The organism is Halochromatium sp. NSM3 (assembly GCF_059621085.1).
Window position 1 is genome coordinate 23,138 of sequence record NZ_JCAQIA010000013.1, and the last position, 26,045, is coordinate 49,182.

General features: G+C 64.0%; 25 protein-coding genes. 18 read left to right on the plus strand and 7 right to left on the minus strand.

Translation table 11 applies throughout. The features are described 5' to 3' along the window. Positions 1-46: 46 nt before the first annotated feature. Entirely contained in the window at positions 47-1,015 is a 969-nt protein-coding gene (gene tal, locus AC54T3_RS07475) for a transaldolase (RefSeq protein ID WP_496623665.1), read from the minus strand. A 160-nt stretch (positions 1,016-1,175) separates the two neighbouring features. Between tal and AC54T3_RS07480 the strand changes: the two genes are divergently transcribed. Next, the gene (locus AC54T3_RS07480; protein ID WP_496623667.1) at positions 1,176-2,186 is read left to right on the plus strand and encodes a CHAD domain-containing protein; all 1,011 of its coding nucleotides are present in this window, start codon (positions 1,176-1,178) and stop codon (positions 2,184-2,186) included. Positions 2,187-2,202: 16 nt separating this feature from the next. Here the strand turns inward: AC54T3_RS07480 and dapE are convergent, their stop codons facing one another. From dapE to dapC, 3 genes are all read right to left on the minus strand, one after another. Then, positions 2,203-3,363, minus strand: a complete 1,161-nt coding sequence (gene dapE, locus AC54T3_RS07485; RefSeq protein WP_496623668.1) for a succinyl-diaminopimelate desuccinylase — start codon at positions 3,361-3,363, stop codon at positions 2,203-2,205. Between the two features lie 102 nt (positions 3,364-3,465). After that, entirely contained in the window at positions 3,466-4,299 is an 834-nt protein-coding gene (gene dapD, locus AC54T3_RS07490) for a 2,3,4,5-tetrahydropyridine-2,6-dicarboxylate N-succinyltransferase (RefSeq protein ID WP_496623670.1), read from the minus strand. Between the two features lie 103 nt (positions 4,300-4,402). Then, the gene (gene dapC, locus AC54T3_RS07495) at positions 4,403-5,599 is read right to left on the minus strand and encodes a succinyldiaminopimelate transaminase (RefSeq protein ID WP_496623671.1); all 1,197 of its coding nucleotides are present in this window, start codon (positions 5,597-5,599) and stop codon (positions 4,403-4,405) included. Positions 5,600-5,730: 131 nt separating this feature from the next. On the opposite strand from dapC, the gene AC54T3_RS07500 reads away from it, so the two are divergent. Then, entirely contained in the window at positions 5,731-6,120 is a 390-nt protein-coding gene (locus tag AC54T3_RS07500) for a VOC family protein (protein ID WP_496623672.1), read from the plus strand. Here the strand turns inward: AC54T3_RS07500 and AC54T3_RS07505 are convergent. The 3 genes from AC54T3_RS07505 to map form a co-directional block, all read right to left on the minus strand. After that, complete coding sequence (locus tag AC54T3_RS07505; RefSeq protein ID WP_496623674.1) at positions 6,105-6,698, minus strand: hypothetical protein; 594 nt, start codon at positions 6,696-6,698, stop codon at positions 6,105-6,107. The two genes, AC54T3_RS07500 and AC54T3_RS07505, sit on opposite strands and share 16 nt — an antisense overlap. Before the next feature lie 80 nt (positions 6,699-6,778). Next, on the minus strand, positions 6,779-9,418 hold the full coding sequence (gene glnD / locus AC54T3_RS07510; protein WP_496623757.1) for a [protein-PII] uridylyltransferase: 2,640 nt from the start codon (positions 9,416-9,418) through the stop codon (positions 6,779-6,781). A gap of 26 nt (positions 9,419-9,444) precedes the next feature. Then, positions 9,445-10,293 (minus strand): type I methionyl aminopeptidase, encoded by an 849-nt coding sequence (map, locus tag AC54T3_RS07515; RefSeq protein ID WP_496623676.1) that lies wholly within the window; start codon positions 10,291-10,293, stop codon positions 9,445-9,447. Between the two features lie 445 nt (positions 10,294-10,738). Between map and rpsB the strand changes: the two genes are divergently transcribed. The 16 genes from rpsB to AC54T3_RS07595 all read left to right on the plus strand — a co-directional run bounded on the left by rpsB (position 10,739) and on the right by AC54T3_RS07595 (position 26,029). Then, entirely contained in the window at positions 10,739-11,467 is a 729-nt protein-coding gene (rpsB, locus tag AC54T3_RS07520) for a 30S ribosomal protein S2 (RefSeq protein WP_496623759.1), read from the plus strand. A 134-nt stretch (positions 11,468-11,601) separates the two neighbouring features. After that, on the plus strand, positions 11,602-12,495 hold the full coding sequence (tsf, locus tag AC54T3_RS07525; protein WP_496623678.1) for a translation elongation factor Ts: 894 nt from the start codon (positions 11,602-11,604) through the stop codon (positions 12,493-12,495). 26 nt (positions 12,496-12,521) lie between these two features. Next, positions 12,522-13,250: a UMP kinase gene (gene pyrH, locus AC54T3_RS07530; protein ID WP_496623679.1), complete on the plus strand. Its 729-nt coding sequence runs from the start codon at positions 12,522-12,524 to the stop codon at positions 13,248-13,250. Then, the gene (gene frr / locus AC54T3_RS07535; RefSeq protein ID WP_496623681.1) at positions 13,247-13,804 is read left to right on the plus strand and encodes a ribosome recycling factor; all 558 of its coding nucleotides are present in this window, start codon (positions 13,247-13,249) and stop codon (positions 13,802-13,804) included. Before pyrH ends, frr begins: the two co-directional genes overlap by 4 nt. Before the next feature lie 49 nt (positions 13,805-13,853). Continuing rightward, positions 13,854-14,630: a polyprenyl diphosphate synthase gene (gene uppS / locus AC54T3_RS07540; protein ID WP_496623682.1), complete on the plus strand. Its 777-nt coding sequence runs from the start codon at positions 13,854-13,856 to the stop codon at positions 14,628-14,630. Continuing rightward, positions 14,620-15,477: a phosphatidate cytidylyltransferase gene (locus tag AC54T3_RS07545; protein ID WP_496623684.1), complete on the plus strand. Its 858-nt coding sequence runs from the start codon at positions 14,620-14,622 to the stop codon at positions 15,475-15,477. Before uppS ends, AC54T3_RS07545 begins: the two co-directional genes overlap by 11 nt. Positions 15,478-15,491: 14 nt before the next feature. Next, positions 15,492-16,679: a 1-deoxy-D-xylulose-5-phosphate reductoisomerase gene (gene ispC / locus AC54T3_RS07550; RefSeq protein ID WP_496623685.1), complete on the plus strand. Its 1,188-nt coding sequence runs from the start codon at positions 15,492-15,494 to the stop codon at positions 16,677-16,679. A 6-nt stretch (positions 16,680-16,685) separates the two neighbouring features. Beyond that, positions 16,686-18,050 carry an RIP metalloprotease RseP gene (gene rseP / locus AC54T3_RS07555; protein WP_496623686.1) on the plus strand — a complete coding sequence of 455 codons (1,365 nt, stop codon included), beginning with the start codon at positions 16,686-16,688 and terminating at the stop codon, positions 18,048-18,050. A 200-nt stretch (positions 18,051-18,250) separates the two neighbouring features. Next, on the plus strand, positions 18,251-20,515 hold the full coding sequence (gene bamA / locus AC54T3_RS07560; RefSeq protein ID WP_496623688.1) for an outer membrane protein assembly factor BamA: 2,265 nt from the start codon (positions 18,251-18,253) through the stop codon (positions 20,513-20,515). Between the two features lie 12 nt (positions 20,516-20,527). Next, positions 20,528-21,046: an OmpH/Skp family outer membrane protein gene (locus AC54T3_RS07565; protein ID WP_496623690.1), complete on the plus strand. Its 519-nt coding sequence runs from the start codon at positions 20,528-20,530 to the stop codon at positions 21,044-21,046. 13 nt (positions 21,047-21,059) lie between these two features. Beyond that, entirely contained in the window at positions 21,060-22,136 is a 1,077-nt protein-coding gene (lpxD, locus tag AC54T3_RS07570; protein WP_496623691.1) for a UDP-3-O-(3-hydroxymyristoyl)glucosamine N-acyltransferase, read from the plus strand. Between the two features lie 42 nt (positions 22,137-22,178). Next, complete coding sequence (fabZ, locus tag AC54T3_RS07575) at positions 22,179-22,613, plus strand: 3-hydroxyacyl-ACP dehydratase FabZ (RefSeq protein WP_496623693.1); 435 nt, start codon at positions 22,179-22,181, stop codon at positions 22,611-22,613. Between the two features lie 3 nt (positions 22,614-22,616). Further along, positions 22,617-23,387: an acyl-ACP--UDP-N-acetylglucosamine O-acyltransferase gene (gene lpxA / locus AC54T3_RS07580; RefSeq protein ID WP_496623694.1), complete on the plus strand. Its 771-nt coding sequence runs from the start codon at positions 22,617-22,619 to the stop codon at positions 23,385-23,387. Between the two features lie 10 nt (positions 23,388-23,397). Further along, positions 23,398-24,669, plus strand: a complete 1,272-nt coding sequence (gene lpxB, locus AC54T3_RS07585) for a lipid-A-disaccharide synthase (RefSeq protein ID WP_496623696.1) — start codon at positions 23,398-23,400, stop codon at positions 24,667-24,669. Further along, positions 24,662-25,339 (plus strand): ribonuclease HII, encoded by a 678-nt coding sequence (gene rnhB, locus AC54T3_RS07590; RefSeq protein WP_496623698.1) that lies wholly within the window; start codon positions 24,662-24,664, stop codon positions 25,337-25,339. Before lpxB ends, rnhB begins: the two co-directional genes overlap by 8 nt. A 132-nt stretch (positions 25,340-25,471) precedes the next feature. After that, positions 25,472-26,029 (plus strand): peroxiredoxin family protein, encoded by a 558-nt coding sequence (locus tag AC54T3_RS07595; RefSeq protein ID WP_496623700.1) that lies wholly within the window; start codon positions 25,472-25,474, stop codon positions 26,027-26,029. Positions 26,030-26,045 lie beyond the last annotated feature (16 nt).

Genomic DNA, 26,045 nt, shown 5'->3' on the forward strand with positions numbered 1-26,045 from the left:
CAAGCGCTCGCCAGGCGGCGTCGAGGCTCAACGCCGACGCGCGCGCTCAACAGTTCTTGCAGATCTCGCGCGTGAAGGCCTCGAGTTTGTGGGTGTCGGCGGCGAAGAGTCGAATCCCCTCGGCGAGCTTCTCGGTCGCCATCGCATCCTCGTTCAGGCTCCAACGGAAGGCCTGCTCGTCATAACTGACCTTGGGGATGTCCATGCCGCGCGCGGCCTCGGCGTCGAGCTTGCGTGGTACCGAGCCATCGGCTTCGGCGAGTTCGGCCAAGAGCTTGGGCGCGATGGTCAGATAGTCGCAGCCGGCCAGCTCGAGGATTTCATCCAGGTTGCGGAAGCTCGCGCCCATGACGATGGTCTCGTAGCCGTGGCGCTTGTAGTAGTTGAAGATCTCGGTCACCGATTTGACGCCAGGATCCTCGTCGGCGGGATAGCCGGTGACGTTCTCGGCATCCTTGTACCAGTCCAGGATGCGGCCGACGAAGGGCGAGATCAGGGTCACCCCGGCCTCGGCGCAGGCCACCGCTTGCGCGAAGCTGAACAGCAACGTCAGGTTGCAATGAACGCCCTGCTTCTCCAGGTGCTCGGCGGCGCGGATGCCCTCCCAGGTCGAGGCGATCTTGAACAGGACGCGCTGGCGCGGATCGATGTCGATCTCCTCATAGAGCGCGATCAAGCCCTCGGCGCGCGCGATGGTGCCCTCGGTGTCGAACGAGAGCCGCGCATCGATCTCGGTCGAGACCCGACCCGGGACGATCTTCAGGATCTCAGCGCCGAAGTTGACCGCAAGCTTGTCCATGGTCCAAAGAGCGTGCTCGTCGGCGTTGGCACCCTTGTCCTTGCCAAAACTCACCGCGTCCTCGACCAGATGGCGATACGCTGGCATCTGCGCGGCCTTGTAGAGGAGCGACGGATTGGTGGTCGAGTCCTGGGGCTGATACTCGGCGATGGCCTCGAAGTCGCCGGTATCGGCGACCACGGTGGTCATGGCCTTGAGTTGTTCGAGCTTGCTCATGATGCTGTCACCTTGGATGGGTCGGGACGGTTTAGCCTCTGCCTAGGCGGATACCATAGTCGATCCCACTCAAGATTGGGAATGGGGATCGATACTTGCGTGATCCTTCATGATTGACGGTTGATCTCCCACCTGGGAGCAATGGGAGGACTTCAACGAGATGCGCAAAGCGATGCAAGGGCCGGTGGATGTGCTCGATCCGGCACAGCGCGCCGATCTGGCGACCCAACAGATCCTGCGCCGGCAGCTTGGGACCATCGAGGCCAATGTCGAGGGCGCGCGGCAGAACCTCGATAGCGAATTCCTCCATGATCTGCGCGTCGCGATCCGCCGCACGCGCTCGGCGCTGAGCCAGATCAAGGGCGTTTTTCCTGAGCCCACAGTCACCGATTTCAAGGCGCGTTTCGCCTGGCTGCAGCAGGTGACCGGACCGGTGCGCGACCTCGATGTCTATCTGCTCGATTTCCCGACCCTGCGGCAGCGCCTGCCGGCGCCCTTGCAGCCGGATCTCGAGCCCTTGTACCAGTTGCTGCTCGCGCAACATGCCAAGGCCCAACAGCAGCTGGCGCTGGAACTCGCGTCGCCGAGATTCAAGCAATTGCTCGAGGATTGGCGGGCGTTTCTCGATGCGCCCGTTGCCGTCGATGCCGCGCGTGCCGAGGCGTTGCCGACACAGGCCGCGTTGCCGATCAAGCAGGTCGCCGATCAGCGCATCCGCACGCTGCTCAAGCGGATGCGCGCCGAGGGCCGAGCGATCAGTGAGGCGTCACCGCCGGAGGATCTGCACGAGCTGCGCAAAAGCGGCAAGAAGCTGCGCTACCTGATGGAGTTCTTCCAGAGCCTGTACGAGAAGAAGCGGATATGCGAGCAGATTAAGCAGACTAAACGGCTGCTCGATAACCTCGGGCATTTTCAGGATACCGCAGTGCAGGCCCGGCATCTGCGCGAGACCGCCGACGCGAGTGGCGGCGAGACTCGGCTTCCGTCCGCCACCTGGCTGGCGATGGGCGCGCTGATCGGGCAGCTGTTGCAGGATCAGGCACGCGCCCGCAACGGATTCGCTGAAGTCTTCGCCGGGTTCGATAGCGCCGAGAATGCCGTGCGCTTCAAGACACTGCTTGCCGATGATTCAGCGCTTCGGCGCAAGCGCAAGCGAGCGCGAAAACGGTAGACGATCGATGCGTCGCTCAGGTCAACAGTCGGCGCAGGATGTCGGTATAGATGGTCGAGAGCAGATCCAGCTCCTCGACACCGACGCATTCATCGACCTTATGGATGGTCGCGTTGATCGGCCCGAGTTCGACCACTTGGGCGCCCGTCGGCGCGATGAAGCGACCATCCGAGGTGCCGCCGACGGTCGAGCGCTGGGTCGGCTCGTCGGTGACGGCGAGGATCGCGGCTTGGGTGGCTTCAACCAGTGCGCCAGCGGGGGTTAGGAATGGATGCCCGGAAACGCGCCAATCGATCTGGTGATCCAGCCCATGGCGGTCGAGGATTGCCTGGATGCGTTGCTGAAGCGCCTCCGGCGTCTGCTCGGTCGAGAAGCGCAGGTTGAACAGCACCTCGAGTTCGCCGGGGATCACATTATCGGCGCCGGTGCCAGCGTGGATGTTCGAGATCTGGAAGCTGGTCGGCGGGAAGTGCTCGTTGCCCGCGTCCCAGCGCTCGGCGCAGAGTTCGGCCAAGGCCGGCGCCGCGCGATGCACCGGATTATCGGCCAGCGTCGGATAGGCCACATGCCCCTGCTTGCCACGAATCCGCAGCCGCCCGCCGAGGCTGCCGCGGCGGCCGTGCTTGATGATGTCGCCGAGCCGCTGGTGGCTCGAGGGCTCGCCGACCAGCGCGTAGTCGATGCGCTCATCGCGCGCCGAGAGCGCCTCGACCACGCGGCGGGTGCCGTCGATCGAGGGGCCTTCCTCATCGCTGGTGATCAGGAACGCGATCGAGCCTCGATGATCGGGATGTGCGGCGATGAAGTGCTCGGTCGCGGTGATCATCGCCGCAAGTGAGCCCTTCATATCGCAGGCGCCGCGGCCATAGAGCAGGCCGTCGCGGATCTCGGGCGCGAAGGGGTCGGAGGTCCAGTCGGCGCGCGGACCCGGCGGCACCACATCGGTATGACCGGCGAAGCAGAACAGCGGCCCTTCGCTGCCGCGCCGGGCCCAGAGGTTGTCGACCTCGCCAAAGCGCATCGGCTCGATCGCGAAGCCGAGCGCCGCTAGCCGCTCGGCCATCAACGGTTGGCAGCCGGCATCCTCGGGAGTCACTGAGCGTCGGCGGATAAGATCTAGGGCCAGCTCGAGGGTGGCCGAGGGATTGTTTGTATCGGTCGCTGAAGCGGCGTGCATCGTATCCTCAGTCTTGCGCGTACCTAAGCAGCTGCCCACTGTCTACTTCCCGATGATCGCCCAACTGTGGTTCTCACATCGGGAGACGTTGATGGACGCTTTCTAGATATCGCGCAGCAACTCGTTGATGCCGACCTTGCCGCGAGTCTTCTCGTCGACCTGCTTGATGATGACCGCGCAGTAGAGGCTGTGCGTGCCGTCCTTTGCGGGCAGGTTGCCGGGAACGACGACGGCGCCAGCGGGCACGCGGCCGTAGGTGATCTCGCCGGTCTCGCGGTGATAGATCTTGGTGCTCTGGCCGATGTAGACCCCCATCGAGATCACCGCGCCTTGCTCGACGATGACGCCCTCGACGATCTCGGAGCGCGCGCCGATGAAGCAATCGTCCTCGATGATGGTCGGCGCGGCCTGGATCGGCTCGAGCACGCCGCCGATGCCGACGCCACCGGAGAGGTGCACATTCTTGCCGATCTGGGCACAGGAGCCCACAGTGGCCCAGGTGTCGACCATGGTGCCGGAGTCGACATAGGCGCCGATGTTGACGTAGGAGGGCATCAGCACACAGCTCGGCGCGATGTAGGAGCCGCGCCGGGCGGTCGCCGGCGGCACCACGCGCACGCCGCCGTCGCGGAAGTCCTTGGAGCTGACGTCGGCGTACTTTGACGGCACCTTGTCGTAATAGTTGGTGAAGCCGCCCTTGATGAACTGGTTGTCTTCGATGCGGAACGAGAGCAGCACCGCCTTCTTGATCCAGTCGTTGACGACCCAGTCGCCAGCATGCGGCTGGGCAACGCGTAGCTCACCGCAATCGAGTCGCTCGATGGTGTCGATGACCGCATCGCGCACGTGGGTCTCGACCGTGCGCGGTGTGATCTCGGCGCGGTGCTCGAAGGCCTGCTCGATGATCGATTGGTGTTCGCTGTGTTGCTCGGACATGGTTGGCTCCGGTGGAGATTGTTGGAAAGAGAACGTGAACCAAGTTCAGGTTGATCAGGACAAACCGCGCTGCCCGATGAGCACGACGATGTCACGCGGTTCGTCATAACTGCTCGCAGACCGCGCGGATGCGCTGGGCGGCCTCGATACAGTCATCGAGCGGGGGCACCAGCGCCATGCGGATGTGGTTCAGGCCGGGGTCGCCGTGCTCGCCGGCGCGCGACAGGAACCGCCCGGGTAGCACGCGCAGGTTCTGCTCGGCGAGCAGACGGCGCGCGAACTCGGTATCCGGGATCGGTGTGCGCGGCCAGAGATAGAAGCCGGCTGGCGGGATGCTGAACGCGAGCACGCCGTCCAAAATCGTGGCCACGGCGGCGAACTTCTCGCGATAGAGGCGCCGATTCTCGATCACATGCGCCTCGTCTTGCCAGGCCAGGAGACTCGCCTGCTGATGTTGCAGCGGCATCGCGCAGCCGTGGTAGGTACGATACTGGAAGAACGGCTCGATCAGCTGCGCATCGCCAGCGACGAAGCCGGAGCGCAGCCCGGGCGCATTGGAGCGCTTCGAGAGGCTATGGAAACAGACGCAGCGCCGATAATCATCGAGACCCAGCGCGGCGGCGGCCTGCAGCAGTCCGGGTGGTGGGCTCGCCTCGTCGAGATACAGCTCGGCGTAGCATTCATCGGCGGCGATGATGAAGTCGTGCCGCTGCGCCAGCTCGATTAGGTGCATCAGTTGGGCCTGGTCCATCACCGCGCCGGTCGGGTTGCCAGGCGAGCAGATATAGATCAGCTGGCAGCGCTCCCAGACGGATTCCGGCACGCGCTCGAGGTCTGGCAACCAATGCGTGTCCTTGCTGCAGGGGAGCAGATAGGGCGTGGCCCCGGCGAGCAGCGCGGCCCCTTCGTAGATCTGGTAGAAGGGGTTGGGCATCAGCACCAGCGCATCCTCGCGCGGGTCGATCATCGCTTGGGCGAAGGCGAACAGGGCCTCGCGGGTGCCGTTGACCGGCAGCACTTGGGTCTGTGGATCGATCCCGCTCGCGCCGAGCCCGAAGCGGCGAGCGAGCCAGGCGGCGATGGCTTGGCGTAGCTCGGGCAGCCCGCGCGTGCTGGGATAGCTTGCGAGCTGGTCGATATGCGCGACCAGCGCGTTGGCGATGAACGCTGGTGTGGCATGCTTGGGCTCACCGATCGAAAGCGCGATGGCCGATAACTCGGCGGGCGGCTCGATATCGCGCATGAGCGCCGCTAACTTCTCGAACGGGTAGGGTTGCAGGCGGCTGAGGTTCGGGTTCATCGCAGCGAGAGGGCGGTGGGCTGGCGTCGAGCCTCGCCGCCATTGGAAAGCGGTTTCCTAGGCACAATCGCGCAGTATAGGGCAGGGTGCCGATCCGCTCCACTCACAGACAGCCGGCGGAGGCCGTTCCGATGAGCCTGATCCATAGCATCCATCATGTGAGCCTGATCGTCGCCGATACCGAGCGCGCGCTCGCGTTCTATCGCGATCTGCTCGGGCTCGAGGTCGAACCGACACGGCCGCAGCTGGGCTTCGCGGGCGCCTGGCTGCGTGTGGGCGCTCAGCAGATCCACCTGCTGGAGCTGCCGAATCCGGACCCGGTCGCGGCGCGTCCCGCCCATGGCGGGCGGGATCGTCACCTGGCGCTGACGGTGCCCGATCTCGAGGCGGTGATGGCCGTACTCGACGCTGCCGCGATCCCCTATACGCTAAGTCGCTCTGGCCGCCGCGCGTTGTTTGCGCGCGATCCTGATGCCAATGCGCTCGAGCTGATCGAGCAGCCACCTCACCAGCCGTTGTAATACCAGAGGTTGTTCCAGTCCGAGGGTGTCAGTGGCTCGCCGCTGGCGCTGGATGGCTCGGAACGCTCGGGGGCTTGATCCTCGGCGAGACTGCCGCGCGTGAGTGGACCGCCTGCCGTTGGCGGTGGGCGCCTTGATTCCACTGGCGGTCCCGCTGGTGCCAGCGGGTTGAACCAGGGGCTGCGGTTGAGGTACAGCCGACGCTCGGTCTCGATCATCTCGCGCATCTCCTGCCGTCGCCGCCGTTGTTGGTCCTGGCGCTCGTCGCGCTTGGCCGCTCCGACTGGGTCTAGCGCATCATGTCTGGCCTGATGCGCGGCGCGCCGTTGCGCATGTAATGCGCGGCGCTGAGCCCGCACTTCCTCCAGCCAGCGGGGGATTTGCGGCGGATGCGCGCTCGGCGCTGGCATGGGCGCATACGGCGAAGGTGTCCGCGCGTCGGCCGCTTGCGGCGCATCGGCGGCTTGCTGCTCGCCGAGCGGAGCGCCCCGGGCGATATGGTCAGTATCGGCAAGGCCGAAGCCCATGCTCGCGAGTAGGGCGATGATGCATGTGCGTGAAAGGCGAGTGATCGACATGGTCAACCCGGTGGGATGCATGCTGTCGGGAGGGTGAGGCTAGGATGCATCATCAGGATTTCAACGCCTAGCCTAGGCGCTCAGTTGCCGGTTGGGTTTTGGTCGAGGCGGTCGTGGACCTCGCGCCGCAGGCAGCTCAGCGTTTGACCGCAGCGGATCGGCGTGGCATCGCGGGTGGCGATGAAAAATACATCCTCGACCTCGGCGCCGACGGTGGCGATCTTGGCGCCCCGGACCTGAATGTCGCAACGCTCGAAAACAGTCCCGATCTCGGCCAGCAGTCCGGGCCGATCGCGCGTGGTGAGCAGCATGAGCGTGCGCTGATTGGCTGCGTCGTCGGTAAAGCTGATCCGGGTTTCGATGGGAAAATACCGCAGCTGACGCGGCAGGCGCCGGTTGACGCGCGGCTCGGTGTGCGCGGATTGGCGCAGTTCGTGGCGCAGTTGCTCGGCCAGTTCGTCGCTGACCTCGCCCTGCTCGAGGGGCTCATGGTCTCGGGTCAGCACCTGGAAGACATTCAGCGCCATGCCGTCATCGGTGGTGATGATGCGGGCATTGACGATATCCAGGTTGCGCTGATCGAGCAGCGCGGTGATCCGCACGAAGAGATTTTCGCAATCCTGGGTGTAGATGAAGATCTCGGTACAGCCGCGCGTCGGTAACCGGCGCAGATTGACCATCGGCAGATCCTCAGGCTGCGCCTCGAGAATGCGCTTGGTCTGCCAAGCGATCTCCTCCGGTTGACTGGGCGCGAAGAAATCCACCGAGAAGCGAAACCAGAGGTTGCGACAATCCTCGGCCTCGATGCCCTGGCGCGCGAGGATACGCATGGCCTCGATCTGCTTCTGCTCGATGAGCACATCCTGTGCCTGCGGGTTGTCGAGCCCGCGGTCGAGGCTGCGCCGCGCGGCGTGGTACAGCTCGCGTAGCAGGGCATCCTTCCAGGTGCTCCAGCGTTTCGGATTGGTGCCGCGCACATCGGCCACGGTGAGCAGGTAGAGGTAATCGAGTCGGTTGATATCGCTGATCTGCTCGGCAAAGGCCTGGATCACGGCCGGGTCCGAGATGTCCTTGCGCTGCGCGGTGACCGACATCAGCAGATGATTCTCGACCAGCCAGGCCACCAGCCGGCTATCGAACTCGCTGAGGTAGTGCAGCTGGCAGAAATCCCAGGCGTCGTGCGCGCCGAGCACGGAATGATCGCCGCCGCGACCCTTGCCGATATCGTGGAACAGGGCGGCCAGATAGAGGATCTCGAGCTTGGGCACGCGCCGCGCGACCGCGCTGCACAGCGGCAGTTCGTGGTCGTGCACGGGGACCGAGAAGCGGCGCAGATTGCGCAGCACGCGCAACGTATGCTCGTCGACGGTGTAGACATGAAAGAGGTCGTACTGCATGCGCCCGACGATATTGGCAAAGGCCGGGATATAGCTCGCGAGCACTCCATAGCGGTTCATCCGCCGCAGGGTATCGGTGACCCCGCTCGGATGCCGCAGGATCTCCATGAACAGGCTGCGCGCGCGCACGTCCTCGCGGAAGGCGTCGTCGATGCGATGGCGATTCTCGCGGATCAGGCGGATGGTCGAGGCGCGGACCCCATGCAGCCGGGGGCGTAGTTGCAGGAGATGAAAAACTTCGAGCAAGGCGATCGGGCGGTGCTTGAAGACCTGTTCATGTGTGACTTCCAGGTAGCCGCTGCGGCTCTGAAAACGGCGGTTGATCGGCTCCGGCGGACCGATGCGATCCTGCAGCAGGATGGCCTCGCGAAACAGCTGCAGCAGCATCTCATTGAGCCGGTTCAGCTCCATCACCGTGCGGTAGTACTGCTGCATGAACTGCTCCACGGCGAGATTGTCGCTGTGGTCGCTGTAGCCGAATTGGTCGGCGAGGGTGCGCTGGTAGTCGAATAGCAGGCGATCCTCGTGGCGGCCGGTGAGCCGATGCAGGGCAAAGCGGATGCGCCAGAGCAGGGCGCGGCCCTCGATGAGGGCGAGGTGCTCGCTCTCGGTCAGGAAGCCGTGGTCGACGAGTTCGAGCAGGGAGCCGGAGCCGAAGTGGCGTTTGGTCACCCAGCTGATCATCTGGATGTCGCGCAGACCGCCCGGATTCTCCTTGATGTTGGGCTCTAGGTTGTAGGCGGTCTCGCCGTAACGGCGCCAGCGTTTGTGCTGCTCGGCGATCTTGGCCTCGAAGAAGCGGTCGGTCGGCCACAGGTGCGCGGGCGCAATCGCCGCTTGGAGCTGATCGAAGAGCGCGGCGCGCCCGGTGATGAAACGCGCTTCGATCAGGTTGCTGATGACGGTGAGGTCATCGGCCGCAGCGCTGGCGCATTCAGGCAGAGTGCGCACCGCGTGGCCAAGCTCGATGCCGATGTCCCAGAGGAAGGTGATGAGCGTGGTCAGTGGTGCCTGCAGCGGCTCGAGTTGGTCCGCGTCGACCAGGATCAGCAGGTCGATGTCCGAGGCCGGATGCAGCTCGGCACGGCCATAACCGCCGACGGCGATCAGGGCGCCGGCTTCGGTATCTGGCATCAAACGTTGCCAGGCGCAGCGCAGGAGCATGTCGATCGCCTGCGAGCGCGCCTGCAGCAGTTGGCCGACCGGAGCCCCCTGGTCGTAGCTGTCGAAGAGCCGTGCGCGCACCTCCTTGACGGTGTCGCGAAAGCGCGCCAGCGCGGCGCCCTCGTCGACACCGAGCAGCTCGGCTTCGCGCTCGAGCACGCCGAGTGTGAGTGCGCTGTCGGTTCTCACCCGGCGCTGGCGCGTAGCCAGACCGGCGCTTGCAGGCCGTCGGCTGTTTCGGTGAGCGGGTCGTGGTCATCGCTCGCCGCCGCGCGCTCCTCGTCGCGCAACGTCAGCACCTCGCGGCCCGTCTCGGTGATCAGGATCGTGTGCTCCCACTGGGCCGAGAGGGCGCGGTCCTTGGTGACCACGGTCCAGCCGTCCGGCAGCAGCTTGACGAAGCGCTTGCCGGCATTGACCATCGGCTCGATGGTGAAGCACATGCCGGGCTGCAGCCTGAGGCCATCGCCGGGCTTGCCATAGTGCAGCACCTGCGGCTCCTCGTGAAATTCACGGCCGATGCCATGGCCGCAATATTCCCGCACGACCGAGAAGCGATGACGCTCGACGAAGGTCTGGATGGCATGGCCGATGTCGCCGAGCGTGGCACCGGGGCCGGCCGTGGCGATGCCGACGCGCAGCGCCTGCTGGGTGGTGTCGACGAGCCGCCGCGCGAGCACGGTCGCTTCGCCCGCGAAGAACATCTTGCTGGTATCGCCGTGGTAGCCATCCTTGATCACGGTGATGTCGATATTGACGATGTCGCCCTTCTTGAGGCGCTTGTTGCCGGGAATCCCGTGGCAGACCTGATTGTTGACCGAGGTGCAGATCGAGCGCGGGAAGCCGCGATAGTTGAGTGGCGCGGGAATCGCTTCGAGTTCGTTGACGATGAACGCATGGCAGATGCGATCGAGTTCGTCGGTGGTGGTGCCGGGGACGACGTGCGGCCCGATCATCTCGAGCACGGAGGCGGCGAGCCGCCCCGCAACGCGCATCTTCTCGATCTCCTCGGCATTTTTTATGGCAACACTCATGGGCTCAGGATTCCGGCGGCTGCGGTCATACAGATGGATAATGAAGACGTGCCTATCGACAACGCGGTTTGCGACGATCAAATCCAGCATGGTATAAGACGCGGCGGAGTCGAGCAATTGACGCTCGTGCTCGCCACGGGGCCCATCCTGATGCATGGGGCTGCTCGATGTCGCACAGACCCGAGATGCCGGTCGTCTCGCTGAAGGTCAAGGCCGGAAGCCCGGCGGGCGACACCGGCGGCTCCCGGCGAAGCCCCCGATGGGACTCCGATAAGCGATTGAAAAGTTGATCGAGACCATGCCGCGATGGGCGCCGAGCGCCAGCGCGCGCGATTAAACGCCACACACGCGCCGACACATGATGCCGGGTGCCTCGAGAGAGGTTGCATCATGGAGTGCGTGGAGGCCCAACCCGATACGAGAGAACATCATGAGTGACGTTTCAATGCGGCAGATGCTGCAGGCTGGTGTGCATTTTGGCCATCAGACACGCTACTGGAACCCGAAGATGGCCGCGTACATCTTCGGCCAGCGTAACAAGATCCATATCGTCAATCTCGAGCGCACCCTGCCGCTCTATCAGGAGGCGATGAGCTACCTGGGGAAGCTCGCCGCGAATGGCGGTAAGATCCTCTTCGTCGGCACCAAGCGGGCCGCGCAGGAAGCGATTCGCGAGGAGGCGAATCGCTGCAACATGCCCTTCGTCAACCATCGTTGGCTGGGCGGCATGCTGACCAATTTCAAGACTGTCAAACAGTCCATCGCCCGGCTGAAGGAACTCGAGTCGATGTTCGAGGACGGCAGTATCGAGCGCTTCGGCAAGAAAGAGCAGCTCACGCTGCGTCGCGAACTCGACAAGCTCGAACTCAGCCTCGGCGGCATCAAGAACATGAACGGGTTGCCCGATGCGCTGTTCGTGGTCGATGTCGGCCATGAAAAGATTGCGGTCAACGAGGCCAACAAGCTGGGTGTGCCCGTGGTCGGCGTCGTCGACACGAACAACGATCCGAGCCGGGTCGATTATGTGATCCCCGGCAATGATGATGCGATTCGCGCGGTGCGGCTTTACATCGAGGGCGCCGCCTCCGCCATCCTGGATGGTCGGCAGACCGCTGCGGCCATGGCCGGCGGCCGTGATCCGGCCGAGGAGCCCGAAGCGGCGGTTGTGGACTGATTTGGCGGACTGATGGGCTCGGGCCGGGCTCCAGTTTGGGCCGGCTCGACCCTGGCAATTTTTATCGAGGCTCGAGACGCCCTCGTCTCGAGCCCTATCATGATCTTTTTGGCACGATCTTTTTGGAGTGACTCATGGCGATTTCAGCCGCACTGGTCAAGGAGCTGCGCGAACGCACCGGCGCCGGCATGATGGAATGCAAGAAGGCGCTGGTCGAGACAGATGGGAACATCGACGCGGCCATCGAGGCGATGCGTAAGTCAGGCCAGGCCAAGGCCGCGAAAAAGGCCGGCCGGGTCGCCGCTGATGGCGTCGTCGAACTCAAGATCGCCGACGATCAGCATGCGGCGGTGATGGTCGAGGTCAACAGCGAGACCGATTTCGTCGCCAAGGACGCGCATTTCGCCGGCTTTGCCGCCGCCGTGGCCGAGACCGCGCTGGCCAGCGCGGTTGCTGACGAGGCTGCGCTGGCCGCGCAGCCGCTGGCGGGCGGCGATGGTGAGAGCGTCGAGGAGGCGCGCCAGGCGCTGATCGCGAAGATCGGCGAGAACGTCGCCGTGCGTCGCATGCAGCGTTTCGATGCCCCCGCAGGAACCTTCCATCGCTATCGGCATGGCGTGCGTATCGCGGTGCTGGTCGAAATGGTCGGCGGCGATGAAGACCTGGGGCGCGATGTCGCGATGCACATCGCCGCCTCGAGCCCGCTCTGCGTCTCGGCCGAGGATGTGCCAGCCGAGGCGCTGGAGAAGGAGCGCGAGATCTTCAAGGCACAGGCGCTCGAGAGTGGCAAGCCAGCCAATATCGTCGATAAAATCACCGATGGCCGGATGCGCAAATACCTCGAGGAAGTGACCCTGCTCGGGCAGACGTTCATCAAGGATCCGGACACCCAGGTCGGCGATCTGCTCAAGGCGCGTGGTGCCGAGGTCAAACGCTTCGTGCGCATGGAGGTGGGCGAGGGCATCGAGAAGAAGGTCGAGAACTTCGCCGATGAGGTCAAGGCCCAGGCCGGTCAGGTCGACGCCTAGCTTTCTACTGACGCCAGGATCGAAACGTGTCGCAGCCCCCTTATCGGCGTATCTTGTTGAAGTTGAGCGGTGAAGCGCTCATCGGGGATGCGTCTTACGGTATCGATCCGGTGCTCTTAGGACGGCTCGCCGATGATGTCGCGGAGTCCGCGCAGCAGGGCTTGCAGATCGCGCTGGTCATCGGCGGCGGCAATCTCTTTCGCGGCGCTGCGCTCGCGGCCGAGGGCATGGACCGCGTGACCGGTGACCACATGGGCATGCTGGCCACGGTGATGAACGCGCTGGCGATGCAGGATGCCCTCGAACGCCGCTCGGTGCCGACCCGGGTCATGTCGGCGCTGAAGGTCAATCAAGTCTGCGAGGACTATATCCGCCGCCGCGCGCTCAGGCATCTCGACAAGGGGCGGGTGACCATCTTCGCGGCCGGGACCGGCAATCCGTTCTTCACCACTGATTCCGCCGCAAGTCTGCGCGCCGTCGAGATCGGCGCGGATCTCCTGATCAAGGCGACCAAGGTCGATGGGGTCTTTTCAGACGACCCGATGACCCATCCGGATGCGATCTTCTATAAGCGCTTGACGTATGATCAAGCAATTGCCGAACGGCTGCAGGTGATGGATACGACCGCCATCGTGCTCTGTCGCGACAATCGGATTCCGCTGCGCATCATGAACATTTACGAGGCCGGTGCGCTTGCCCGAGTGGCGGCGGGCGAGGATATTGGCTCGCTGGTGGTGACTGGACACGAACAATGATCGATGACATCAAGAAAGACGCCGCTGACCGGATGTCAAAGAGTGCCGAGGCGCTGCGGCACGAGTTGGCGAAGATTCGCACCGGCCGCGCCCATCCGTCGCTGCTCGACCACGTGAAGGTGAGCTACTACGGCTCCGAGGTGCCGATCAATCAGGTCGCGAATGTGGCGGTTGAAGACGCCCGCACCCTGACGGTGACACCTTGGGAGCGCAACATGGTGCAGGCGGTCGAGAAGGCCATCATGCAATCCGATCTTGGGGTCAATCCGAACAGTGCCGGCGTCGTGATCCGTGTCCCCATGCCGGCGCTGACCGAGGAGCGGCGTCGCGATCTGCAGCGCATCGCCCGACAAGAGGCGGAGCAGACCCGCGTTGCGGTGCGCAATATCCGCCGCGATGCGAATAATGAACTCAAGGAACTCGTCAAGGAGAAGCTGATCTCGGAAGATGATGAACGCCGCGGCCAAGAGATCGTGCAGAAACTGACCGATCAGTTCGTCAAGGAGGTCGATCAGATTCTTGACGAGAAAGAGCAGGATCTGATGGCGATTTGAGCGGCGCTCGCTTCCCTAGATGCAGCCTTGCGACGTCCGCTGACAGTCAATGAGTTCCGCGACCCGGCCTGATCATGAAGGGCCTCAACCCGGGGTTCCGACCCATGTTGCCATCATCATGGACGGCAATGGCCGTTGGGCGCGGCAGCGCGGCCTGCCGAGAACGCAAGGTCATCGCGCGGGCGCCAAGAGTGTGCGCGCGGTGGTCGAGCAAGGACTGCGCAGTGGCGTGCACATGCTCACGCTGTTTGCGTTCAGCAGCGAGAACTGGCGCCGTCCGCGCGCCGAGGTCAACACCCTGCTTGAACTCTTCATGAGCACCTTGCGGGCCGAGGTCAATCGGCTTGTCGAGCATGATGTGCGGTTGCGTTTCATCGGTGATCTCTCGGCCTTCTCGAACAAGCTCCAACGCCAGATCGCCGAGGCCGAGGAGGCAACCCGTGATGGCCAAGCCCTCTTGCTACAGATCGCGGCCAATTACGGTGGCCGTTGGGATATTGCGCAATCGGTCCGGGCCTTGGCGCATGAAGTCGCGCAGGGGCGGCTGCAACCGAGCGCCATCGATGAGGCGGTGATCGCCTCGCGCCTCTGCACCGCCGGTCTTCCGGAACCCGATTTGTTCATTCGTACTGGGGGCGAGAAGCGTATCAGTAACTTCCTGCTTTGGCAGAGTGCCTACGCCGAACTCTATTTTTCCGATCTGATGTGGCCGGAATTCGATGCCGATGCGTTTGTCGCCGCGCTGCGGGATTTCGGGCGTCGCCAGCGTCGCTTTGGGCTGACCAGTGAGCAGGTGACCGAACTGGCGGATGCCTATGGCGGCTGAGAACGCTCCCGGGGGACGCATGCAGGGGTTGCGCGCGCGTGTGTTGACCGCGCTGCTGCTGGCACCGCTGGTGATGGGCGCCGTGTTGTTGCTCCCGAGCCCCTGGTTCGCGGTGCTGATGGCACTGTTCGTCGCCATGGGCGCTTGGGAATGGTCGGGGCTGGCCGGCTTCGATGCCGGCCTTGCCCGCGCTGGCTACATGGTGCTGATCCTGCTTTGTTTGCCGCTCGTCTGGCTGTTGGCACCAAGCGATTGGCACGCCTTCATCCTCGCGCTCGCGGCGCTCTGGTGGCTCGTGCTGGCGCTGCGTTTGCCCCTGATACAGCGCATCGATCAGGCGCCGCAGGTCGAACCCTCCCTGCTGGTGCTCGGCCTGTTGGTGTTGGTCACCCCTTGGCTCGCGCTGGTCCATTTGCATGCCATGCCGACCAATGGCCCTCTGATTGCGCTGAGTCTGCTGATGCTGATCTGGATTGCCGACAGCGCGGCCTATTTCAGCGGGCGGCGCTTCGGTCGCGCGAAGTTGTCGGCAGTGCTCAGCCCGGGTAAGACCCGGGTGGGCGTCTACGTCGGCGTGGCGGCGGCAGCCCTGTGGGGGCTGCTGGTCGCGCTGCTGCTCGGTTTGGCGGCGCCGCAAGCGTTCTTTTTGCTAGTGATTTGCGTGCTGACAGCGGTGCTGTCGGTGGTGGGCGACCTCTTCGAGAGCTGGCTGAAACGCCGTCGTGGTATCAAGGATGCCGGTTCCCTGTTGCCAGGTCATGGCGGCATGCTGGATCGTATCGACAGTCTGACGGCAGCGGCGCCGATCTTCGCGCTCGGCTTCATCTGGCTCATCGGCGGGCAATAATGGGAGGAGAGGCTATGATCGGTATCACGGTGCTCGGGTCGACCGGCTCGATCGGGGTCAGCACGCTCGATGTGGTGCTGCGGCATCCGGAGCGCTTTCGGGTGGTGGCGCTCAGCGCGCATCGCAACGTCGAGCGCATGGCCGAGCAGTGCCGGCGCGTTCAGCCTTCCTACGCGGTGATGGTCGACCCCGCCGCCGCAGCGTCCTTGCGCGAGCAGCTCGCGGACATGCCGAGGCCACCGGAGGTGCTGGCCGGCGCCGAGGCCCTCGAGACCATCGCCGCGCTGCCTGAGGCCGATTACGTGATGGCCGCGATCGTTGGGGCCGCAGGTCTGCAGTCGACACTGGCCGCAACTCAGGCCGGCAAACGGGTGCTGCTCGCGAACAAAGAGGCCCTGGTGGTCGCCGGGGATATCGTGATGCGCGCGGCCGTTGCCAGCGGCGCCCTGTTGCTGCCCATCGATAGCGAGCACAACGCTATCTTCCAGTGCATGCCGCCGAGCTTCGCCGATGGGCTTGGCCAATGCGGGGTGGAGCGCATTCTGCTGACCGCCTCCGGCGGGCCGTTTCGGGATGCCTCGCCGGCGTCACTGGCGGCGGTGACGCCGGATCAGGCTTGTGCTCATCCCAACTGGCAGATGGGGCGCAAGATTTCGGTCGACTCGGCGACCATGATGAACAAGGGACTCGAGATCATCGAGGCCTGCTGGTTGTTCAACACCTCGCCGGCCAAGATCCAAGTCGTGGTGCATCCGCAGAGCGTGATCCACTCGATGGTCCAATACTCCGATGGCTCGGTGCTGGCGCAGCTCGGTAACCCGGATATGCGCACGCCGATTGCGCATGCGCTGGCCTGGCCGGAACGCATGGCCTCCGGGGTCGAGCCGCTGGATCTGTTCGTCACCGCGCAGCTCGATTTCGAACCGCCGGCACCGGAGCGCTTTCCCTGCCTGGAACTCGCCTATCGCGCCGCCGCCGAGGGGGGCACCGCGCCGGTGGTGCTGAATGCCGCCAATGAGGTCGCGGTCGCCGCCTTCCTCGCCGAGCGGATTGGGTTTACCCAGATTGCCAGCCTGGTGGAACGCACCATGGATCAGCTGCCGGCCGAACCGGTCGGCGCCGCCGGGCTCGAGCATGTGCTGGCGATCGATGCCCGCGCGCGCGAGGTGGCCGAGCAAGGCCTGCGGGCGTTGGTCGCTTAACTCACCATGCTCGACCTCCTCCTGAAACTCGGCGCCTTTCTCGTCGCCATCCTCGTGCTGGTGACGGTGCATGAGTTTGGTCACTTCTGGGTGGCGCGCCGTCTCGGCGTCAAGGTCTTGCGCTTCTCGATCGGCTTCGGTCGTGCGCTGCTGAGTTGGCGCCGACGCGATGATCCGACCGAGTATGTGCTCGCCGCGATCCCGCTCGGTGGCTACGTCAAGATGCTCGATGAGCGCGAGGAGCCGGTGCCCGAGGCCGAGTTGCACCTGGCCTTCAATCGGCAAAGGCTCTGGGTGCGCTCAGCGATTGTGATGGCCGGGCCGGTCTTCAACTTCCTGCTCGCGTTCGTGCTCTACTGGCTGCTGTTCATGGCGGGTCAGTCGGGTCTGACGCCCGAGATCGGCGAGGTTCCGCCGCAGAGTATCGCCGCCGACGCCGGTTTCGAGCCGGGTGACCGGATTCTCGAAGTCGATGATCGGCCCACGCCGACTTGGAGCGCGGTCTGGCTCGCGACCCTCTCCGAGGGCATCGGCGGCGAGGATCTCGGCATTCGCGTGCAGCGCCCCGATGGCAGCGAGCACGTGCTGGTGCTCGCTGGCGATCGGCTCGCCGAGCTTGAGCCGGGGCAGGGCTTTCTCGATGCGATCGGACTGCAGCGCGTCTCGCCCGCGATCCCCGCCGTGATCGGCGAGGTGGTGCCCGAGCAGCCGGCGGCCGAGGCGGGACTCGAGACCGGCGATCGTATTCTCGCCATCGATGGGGTCGAGATCGACGATTGGCAGCACCTGGTGTCGGTTGTCCAGGCCCACCCGGACCAACGCTTGCGGGTGACGCTCGCGCGCGATGGGGAGCCTGTCTCGCTCGATCTTCACCCCCGAGCGGTCGAGGTGGATGGCGAGACGAGCGGGCGCATCGGCGCCGGCGTCCATTACCCGGATGAGATCTGGGCCGAGCAAGAGGTCTGGGTCCGCTATGGGCCAATCGACGCCGCCTTTGAGGCCGGACGGCGCGTGGTCGATGTGTCGATGTTGACCTTACGGATCGTCGGCAAGATGCTGGTGGGCACGGCCTCGGTCGAGAACATCAGCAGCCCCATCGGTATCGCCAACGCGGCGGGGGAGACCGCGAGCTATGGGTTGGCCTCGTTCGTTCAATTCCTGGCCTTGCTCAGCGTGAGCCTGGGGCTGATCAACCTGTTTCCGATTCCGGTGCTCGACGGCGGGCATCTGTTGTACTTCGCCATCGAGGGCGTGATTGGCCGGCCCTTGTCCGAGGCGGTGCAGGAGCAAGGCCAGCGCATCGGCATCGCCTTGCTGATTGCGTTGATGACGTTCGCCTTCTATGTCGATATCGCGAAATTCCTGGGTTGATCCTGCTGATTGATCCTGCTGGGCTGATCTGTGCGAATCCCTTATACTCGAGTGCTTTGCTGGCGTGAGGCCCTCAGGCTGTCATCAGCGTGCAGGGTGGCGTTTTTCGAGCTTAGCGTGAACAGGGGGTCAATGTGACGTCGTCCCGCGCAGATTGCGCAACAGGCCGCATCAGGGCAGCGCTGTTGGCGTTGTGTCTCATGGCCGCCGGCGTCCAAGCCGCCGATTTCGAGGTTGCTGACATCCGGGTCGAGGGCCTACAGCGAATCGCCGCTGGGACCATCTTCAATTATCTGCCGGTTCAGGTGGGCGATTCGGTGAGTGACGGCATTACCGGCAACATCATCCGCGCGTTGTTCTCGACCGGCTTCTTCAGCGATGTCAAGGTCGAGCGCGAAGGCGATGTGCTGATCGTGGTGGTGCGCGAGCGCCCGGCGATTGCACAGATCGATCTCTCCGGCAACAAATCCCTGAAGACTGATCAGCTCATGCAAGGGCTGGAAGAGATCGGCATGGCCGAGGGTCGGGTCTTCAACCCGGCCATGCTCGATCGCATCGAGCAGGAATTGCGGCGGCAGTATTTCGGCGCCGGCAAATACGGGGTCGATATCGAATCGACGGTCTCGCCGCTCGAGCGCAATCGGGTGGCGGTTCGCATCGCGATCGTCGAGGGACAGACCGCGCGCATCAAGCAGATCAACGTCATCGGCAACCAGGCCTTTAGCGACAAGGAATTACTCAAGCAGTTCGATCTCGGGACCACCAAGTGGTACTCGTTCTACACCAAGAACGATCAATACTCGAAACAGAAGCTCGGTGGCGACCTCGAGGAGTTGCGCTCCTTCTATCTTGACCGTGGCTACATCAACTTCGAGATCACCTCGACGCAGGTCTCGATCAGCCCCGACAAGGATGGCATGTACGTCACCATCGCGATCGAGGAAGGCGACGTCTATCAGGTCAAGGATATCAAGCTGGCGGGCGAGTCGAGGGTGCCGACCGAGCAGCTCTTCCCGTTGATCCATCTGCGCCGGGGAGAAGATTTTTCGCGCATCAAGGCCACCGAAAGTGCCGAGCGCATCTCGGAGTTGCTCGGCAGTGAGGGCTACGCCTTCGCCAATGTCAACGCGGTGCCGGAGATCGATGAAGAGAACAAGGAGGTGACGATCACCTTCTTTGTCGATCCAGGTAAGCGGGTCTATGTCCGCCGCATCAATATGGAAGGCAATACCCGCACTCGCGACGTGGTGTTGCGTCGCGAGATGCGCCAGCTTGAGCGCGCCTGGTTCTCGACCGATCTGGTGAAGCGCTCGCGCGAACGACTGCAACGGCTCGGCTACTTCGAGGATGTGACGATCGAAACGCCGGCGGTGCCTGGGCTTGCGGATCAGGTCGATGTCGATGTGAGCGTGAAAGAGAAGCCGTCCGGGAACCTGCTCGCTGGTGTTGGCTTTTCGCAGTCCCAGGGCATCCTCCTGAATGCGAGCGTGACCCAGAATAATTTCCTCGGCACCGGTAAACGCGTTTCGATGGCCCTGAACACGAGTCGCAGCTCGCAGCTCTATCGGCTGGCCTACACCAACCCTTACTACACGGTCGACGGGATCAGCCGCGGTTTCGATCTCAGCTATCGGGCAACCGACTTCGACGATCTCATCGGTGCCGATTTCACCACCGATGTCGGTTTGGCCGAGGTCAATTTCGGCTTGCCGATCTCGGATGTCAGTCGTGCCGGACTCGGCTTCCGCTATCAGTACACGCGCTTCTTCGCTGGAGACACCTCGGAACTCGCCAAGGATTTCGTTCGGGACAATGGCGACACGTTCAACGATTTCTTCATCATGGCTAACTACTCACGAGATAGCCGGGATTCGGCGATCTTTCCGACCAGAGGCACCCTGCAGCGTGCCTTTGGCGAGATTGCCGTGCCGGGGAGCGACCTCCAGTACTACCGCTTGAACCTAGAGGGCCGGCAGTACATCCAGCTCACCCGCAAATTCATCTTCGCGGTGAGAGGTGATCTCGGCTACGGCGCTGGATACGGGGAGACCGCGCAACTGCCGTTCTTCGAGAACTTCTATGCCGGAGGCCCGCGCTCGGTGCGCGGTTATGATGCCTATTCGCTCGGGCCGCGCGAGGTCGATGGCGATGACGATCCGGTGGGCGGTAATCTCAAGATGACCGGTTCACTGGAGGTCTTTGCGCCCCCGCCCATCGGTGGTCAATTCGAGAACACGGTACGGCTTGGCGCCTTCTTCGACTTCGGCAATGTCTGGTGGACGGAGTCCGATCCGTTGGTAGCGCCCACGGGTTTTGATCTGGGCGAACTGCGTTATTCGACGGGCCTGTCCTTCGCCTGGCTCTCACCTGTGGGGGCACTGTCCTTGAGCCTCGGGTTTCCGCTCAATGCGGAGGATGATGACGAAACCCAGATCTTTCAGTTCTCATTTGGTCAGACATTCTGAGTTCCAGAGACTATGTTGAAACGATGCTGGACCCCCGCGCCTTTGCTCGCGCTGCTGCTTGTCGGTGCCGTCGCTGCCGAGGAGCCCTTCCGCATTGCCATCATCGATCCCAATCGCATCGTTGAGGAATCACCTCAATATGAGGCTGCGCGTCACCTTCTGAGCACCGAGGCGCAGGAGCGCGAGGCCGAATTGACCTCGCAACAGGAGGATATCGCGCGGTTGGAGACGCGCCTCGAGCGCGATGGTGCCCTGATGCGGTCTGATGAGGTGACACGGCTGCGTAACGATATTCGCGCGCGTGAGCGGCGCCTGCGCTATGCCCAGGAAGAGCTGCAGGCGGATTTTGCCCTGCGCCAGAGCGATTTGCGGACCAAGCTGGTGCAGCAGGTCGAGGAGGTCGTCGAACAGGTCGCCAAGGATAATGGCTTTGACCTGATCTTGAGCGAAGGCGTGGTCTATGCGAGTTCGCGCGCTGATATCTCGGGCGAGGTGATCGACCGTCTCAGAGAGGTTTTCGAGAAGCGCTGAGACAGCAAACGCGATGTTGGTCAGTGAACTTGCAACCCGGATCGGCGCCGAGCTGCTCGGTCACGGCGCCGACATCGAGATCAACGAGGTCTGCGCCCTGAGCGAGGCAAGCGCGACCGGTATCAGTTTTGTCAGCGCCAGGAAATACCTGCCCGCCTTGCGCGCGACCCGTGCCGCTGCGGTGATTCTGACCCCTGAGTTGGCGGCTGAAGCGCCCTGCGCCTGTTTGGTCGTCGACAATCCAACGCTGGCGTTCGCGCGGGCGGTCGAGCTGCTGCATCCACGCCGACCGGCACTAGCCGGTTGGCACCAGAGCGCGGTGGTTGCGGCCAGCGCGCAGATCCATCCCTCGGCATCGATCGGCGCGCTTTGCGTGATCGAGGAGGGGGTCGTGATCGAGGCCGGCGCCGAGATCGGGCCGCATTGCGTGATTCAACGCGATAGCCTCATCGGCGAGGAGGCCCGCCTGGTCGCCACTGTCACGGTTTGCGCGCGGAGCATCATCGGCAAACGTGTACTATTGCACCCTGGCGCGATCATTGGTCGCGAAGGTTTCGGATTTGCGCGCGATGGCGAGCGCTGGATTCGCATCCCGCAGATCGGGCGTGTGCGCCTTGGCGATGATGTCGAGGTCGGCAGCAACAGTGCCGTGGATCGTGGCGCCATCGGCGAGACGGTCATCGGCGATGGGGTCAAGATCGACAACCTGATCCAGATTGGCCATAACGTCGAGGTCGGCGAGAACACCGCCATGGCCGCCTGTTCCGGCATCTCCGGCTCGACGCGGATCGGCAAGAATTGCACCATCGCCGGCGCGGTCGGCGTGGCCGGCCATTTGGAGATCGCCGACGATGTGCATTTCACGGGCATGGCGATGGTGACGCGGTCGTTCGAGCAATCCGGTGCTTATAGCAGCGGTATTCCGGCGATGCCGAGTGCCGATTGGCGTCGCAGCGTCGCGCGCTTTCGGCATCTCGACGAGATGGCAAGGCGCCTGCGCCGGCTCGAGGAACAGGTTGCCGAGCTGCAAGACGCTCAGCCCAGGTCGTCACCTGAGCAATGGCGAGAAAACAGTGATAAGACAGCCTGATGTTGGCGTGCAGCCGGCTCTGTGGAGGTGGATTTGATTAAGATGGATATCCATAAGGTGCTGAGCCTGCTGCCGCACCGTTATCCGTTCCTGTTGGTCGATCGCGTCGTGTTGTTCGAGCCGAATGAGCAGTTGATCGGCTTGAAGAACGTGACCTATAACGAACCGTACTTCAATGGGCATTTCCCGATCCGCCCGGTGATGCCGGGCGTGTTGATCATCGAGGCGCTGGCCCAGGCCACCGGCTTGCTCGCCATGGAGTCGCGACCGGAAGAGGTGAGCGAAAAGTCGCTCTATTACTTCGTCGGCATCGATAATGCGCGCTTCAAGCGTCCGGTCGAGCCGGGTGATCAGCTCTTCCTCGACGTCAGGGTGCGTCACGTGAAGCGAGGTATCTGGAAGTTCTCGGGCGAGGCCCGCGTCGACGAGCGCATGGTGGCGAGTGCCGAGATCATGTGTACCGCTCGGGACTTCTGAGTCTTGATCCATCCAACCGCCGTCGTCGATCCCTCGGCACAGCTCGACGACGACGTCGAGGTTGGACCCTATGCGATCATCGGCGCCGATGTCAGCATCGGCCAGGGCACTTGGATTGGTCCGCACGCGCTCGTGAGCGGACCCACCGTGATTGGGCGCGATAACCGCATCTTCCAGTTCGCCTCGGTGGGCGAAGCCCCGCAAGACAAGAAATACGGCGGCGAGCCCACCACGCTGACGCTCGGCGATCGCAACGTGGTGCGCGAGTCGGCCACCCTCCACCGCGGCACGGTGCAAGGCTGCGGCGAGACCCGGATCGGCAATGACAATCTGTTCATGGCCTATACCCATGTGGCCCATGACTGCATCATCGGCGATCAGGTGATCATGGCCAACGCCGCCTCCCTGGGCGGCCATGTGGTGATCGAGGACTGGGCGATCCTCGGCGGCTTCACCATCGTGCATCAGTTCTGCCGCATCGGTGCCCACAGCTTCAGCGCGATGGGCTCGGTGATCGGCAAGGATGTGCCGCCCTATATAACCATCGATGGCCATCCGGCGATCCCGCGCGGGATCAATAGCGAGGGGCTGAAACGCCGGCACTTCAGCAGCGAGCAGATCAACGCCATCCGCCGCGCCTACCGGCTGCTCTATCTGTCCAATCTCAAGCTCGACGAGGCGGCCCAGGCGCTCGCTGACTTGGCCAAGGCCGAGCCGGTGGTGGGCGTGATGACCGCCTTCCTGAGCGCGAGTGCCCGCAGTATCGTGCGCTGATCCAGCCGCCGTGCGATCGTCTGTTCCGAGCCCGAGACCGGGCCCCGCGCTGATCGGCATCGTTGCCAACGAGCCCTCCGGCGATCAGCTCGGTGCCTTGCTGATCCAGGCGCTGCGGGCGCTGCGCCCGGAGTTGCGCTTCGTCGGTGTCGCCGGTCCGAGGATGCTTGCACAGGGCTGCGAGACCCTGTTGCCGATGGAACGCCTATCGGTGATGGGGCTGGTCGAGGTGGCCAAGGTGCTGCCGGACCTGCTCCGCGCGCGCCGCGAGTTGATCGCGCGGCTGCGGCAGCTGAAGCCGCTGGTGGTGATCGGCGTCGATGCCCCGGACTTCAACCTCGGCCTGGAGCGGCGCCTACGCGCGCGCACGCTCCCGACCGTGCATCTGGTGAGTCCAACCGTCTGGGCCTGGCGTCCGGGCCGCGTCAAGCAGATCCGACGCTCGGTCGATCTGATGCTCAGCATCTTCCCCTTCGAGGCTGATTTTCTGTGCGCGCATCGGGTGCCGGTCGAATACATCGGTCATCCGCTGGCCGACGAGATTCCGATTGATCCAGACCGCGAGGCAGCGCGCCTGGCGTTGGGACTGCTGCCAGAGATCCCGAACAGGGATGGGGGGGCGGATGCCAAGCGAGCCGCTGAGCTTGGAACCGCGCTGATCGCTGAATCTGAGACCGCGCTGGTCGCGATCCTGCCTGGCAGTCGCCGTAGCGAACTCGAGCTGCTCGGGCCGCCGATGCTCGAGACCGCAGCTTGGTGCCATGCCCGACGTCCAGGTCTGCGCTTCATCGCACCGATGGTCTCCGAGACGCTGCACGAGCGCTTTGAGGCGATGCGCCGCGCGCTCGCGCCCGAGGTGCCGCTGCGCCTGCTCGATGGCCAAAGCCGCAAGGTGATGACGGCGGCTGATCTAGTGCTTACCGCATCTGGCACCGCGACCCTCGAGGCCCTGCTCTCAAAGCGACCCATGCTGGTCGCCTATCGGTTGCACCCGTTGACCTATTGGCTGGTAACGAGGCTGCGGCTGATCAAGGTCCGTTATGCGGCCATGGCCAACCTCTTGGTCGGTCGCGAGCTAGCGCCGGAGTTCCTGCAGGAGCGCTGCCGTGCTGAACTCATGGGACCTGCGCTGCTGGCGTTGCTGGATGATGCCGACCGCCGTGCCGAGATCGAGCAGACCTATCGGCAGGTCCATCTCCAGCTCAAACAGAATGCCGCCCGCCGCGCTGCCGAGGCCATCCTCGCGCTCATCGACCAGGCCGGAGGGAGAGTCCATGGATGATCGATTATCGAGCCATGCTGGGCTGAGCGATCCTGGGTCAGGCGATTCGGACCCAAACAACCGAGTCGCCGGCGTCGATGAGGCCGGACGTGGACCGCTCGCCGGCCCGGTCTGCGCGGCAGCCGTGATCCTCGACCCCGCGCACACGCCGCCCGGGATCAACGACTCGAAGCAGCTCTCGGCGGCCCGACGCGAGCGCTTGGCCGCTGAGATCAAGGCCTCCGCGCTGGCCTGGGCGGTCGCCTTTGTCGACGTCGCCGAGATCAACCGGATCAACATCCTGCAGGCCGCATTGCTGGCGATGCGCCAAGCCCTTGAGGCCTTAGCGGTAACGCCCACACTGGCGCTGATCGACGGCAACCGCTGTCCCACCGGGTTGCGCTGTCCGGCGCAGGCGGTGGTGCGTGGCGATCAGACCGTCATCGCCATCGGCGCGGCCTCGATCCTGGCCAAGGTGGCACGCGATCACATGATGCAACGGCTGGATCAGCGCCATCCGGGCTACGGCTTCGCGCAGCATAAAGGCTATGGAACCAAGGCCCACCTCGAGGCCTTGGATCGGCTCGGTCCTTGTTGCGAGCATCGACGCAGCTTCGCACCGGTGCGGGCATGTCTGGCGCGTGTGGAGGGGCCACTTGATCCAAGCCTTGCCGATTGGCTGGCGACGTGAGATTTGTCAGGCACCCATCTCAGCTCCGTCGACTACGCCGGCACCTTCGCGTCATGCGCCGCGCGATCCGCCAGGCACCAATCCCCCGCGCTGCTGTCCATGAACGTCTAGCTTTAAGACGAGAAAATCATCATGTACGCTATCCAGATCCTTCGCGCGCTCGGCCATCGAGCTGCTGGTCCGCGCCTATGCCTGAGCACAGTATTGCTGCTCTTGGCCCTGCCGGCGATCGCGTCGGCGGCCGGGGTGCGACTGACCCCGATTTCGGAGGCACCTATGGCGCCCGACTTCGAGCTGAGCGGTCCGAATGCCGAGGTCTACCGGCTCGAGGACTTTCAGGGCAAACCGCTGATCGTCAACTTCTGGGCCACCTGGTGCCCTCCCTGCCGGGCCGAGATGCCCTCGATGCAGCGGGCCTGGGAACAGCTCGAGCCGGAAGGCATCGCGATCATCGCGATCAATGTCGGCGAGGATAGCGAGACGGTGAAGGCCTTCCTGGAGCAGGTGCCAGTGGACTTTCCGCTGCCGTTGGATACGGATTCTGCGGTGACCCAGCGCTGGCCGTTACGCGGTCTGCCAACCACCTTCGTCGTGGCGCCGGATGGGCGTTTGGTCTACAAGGCCACCGGCGAGCGCGAATGGGATGATCCGGCGCTGCTCGATCAGGTGCGCGCGCTCAAGCGCGACTAGAGGAGGCGTGCTGAAC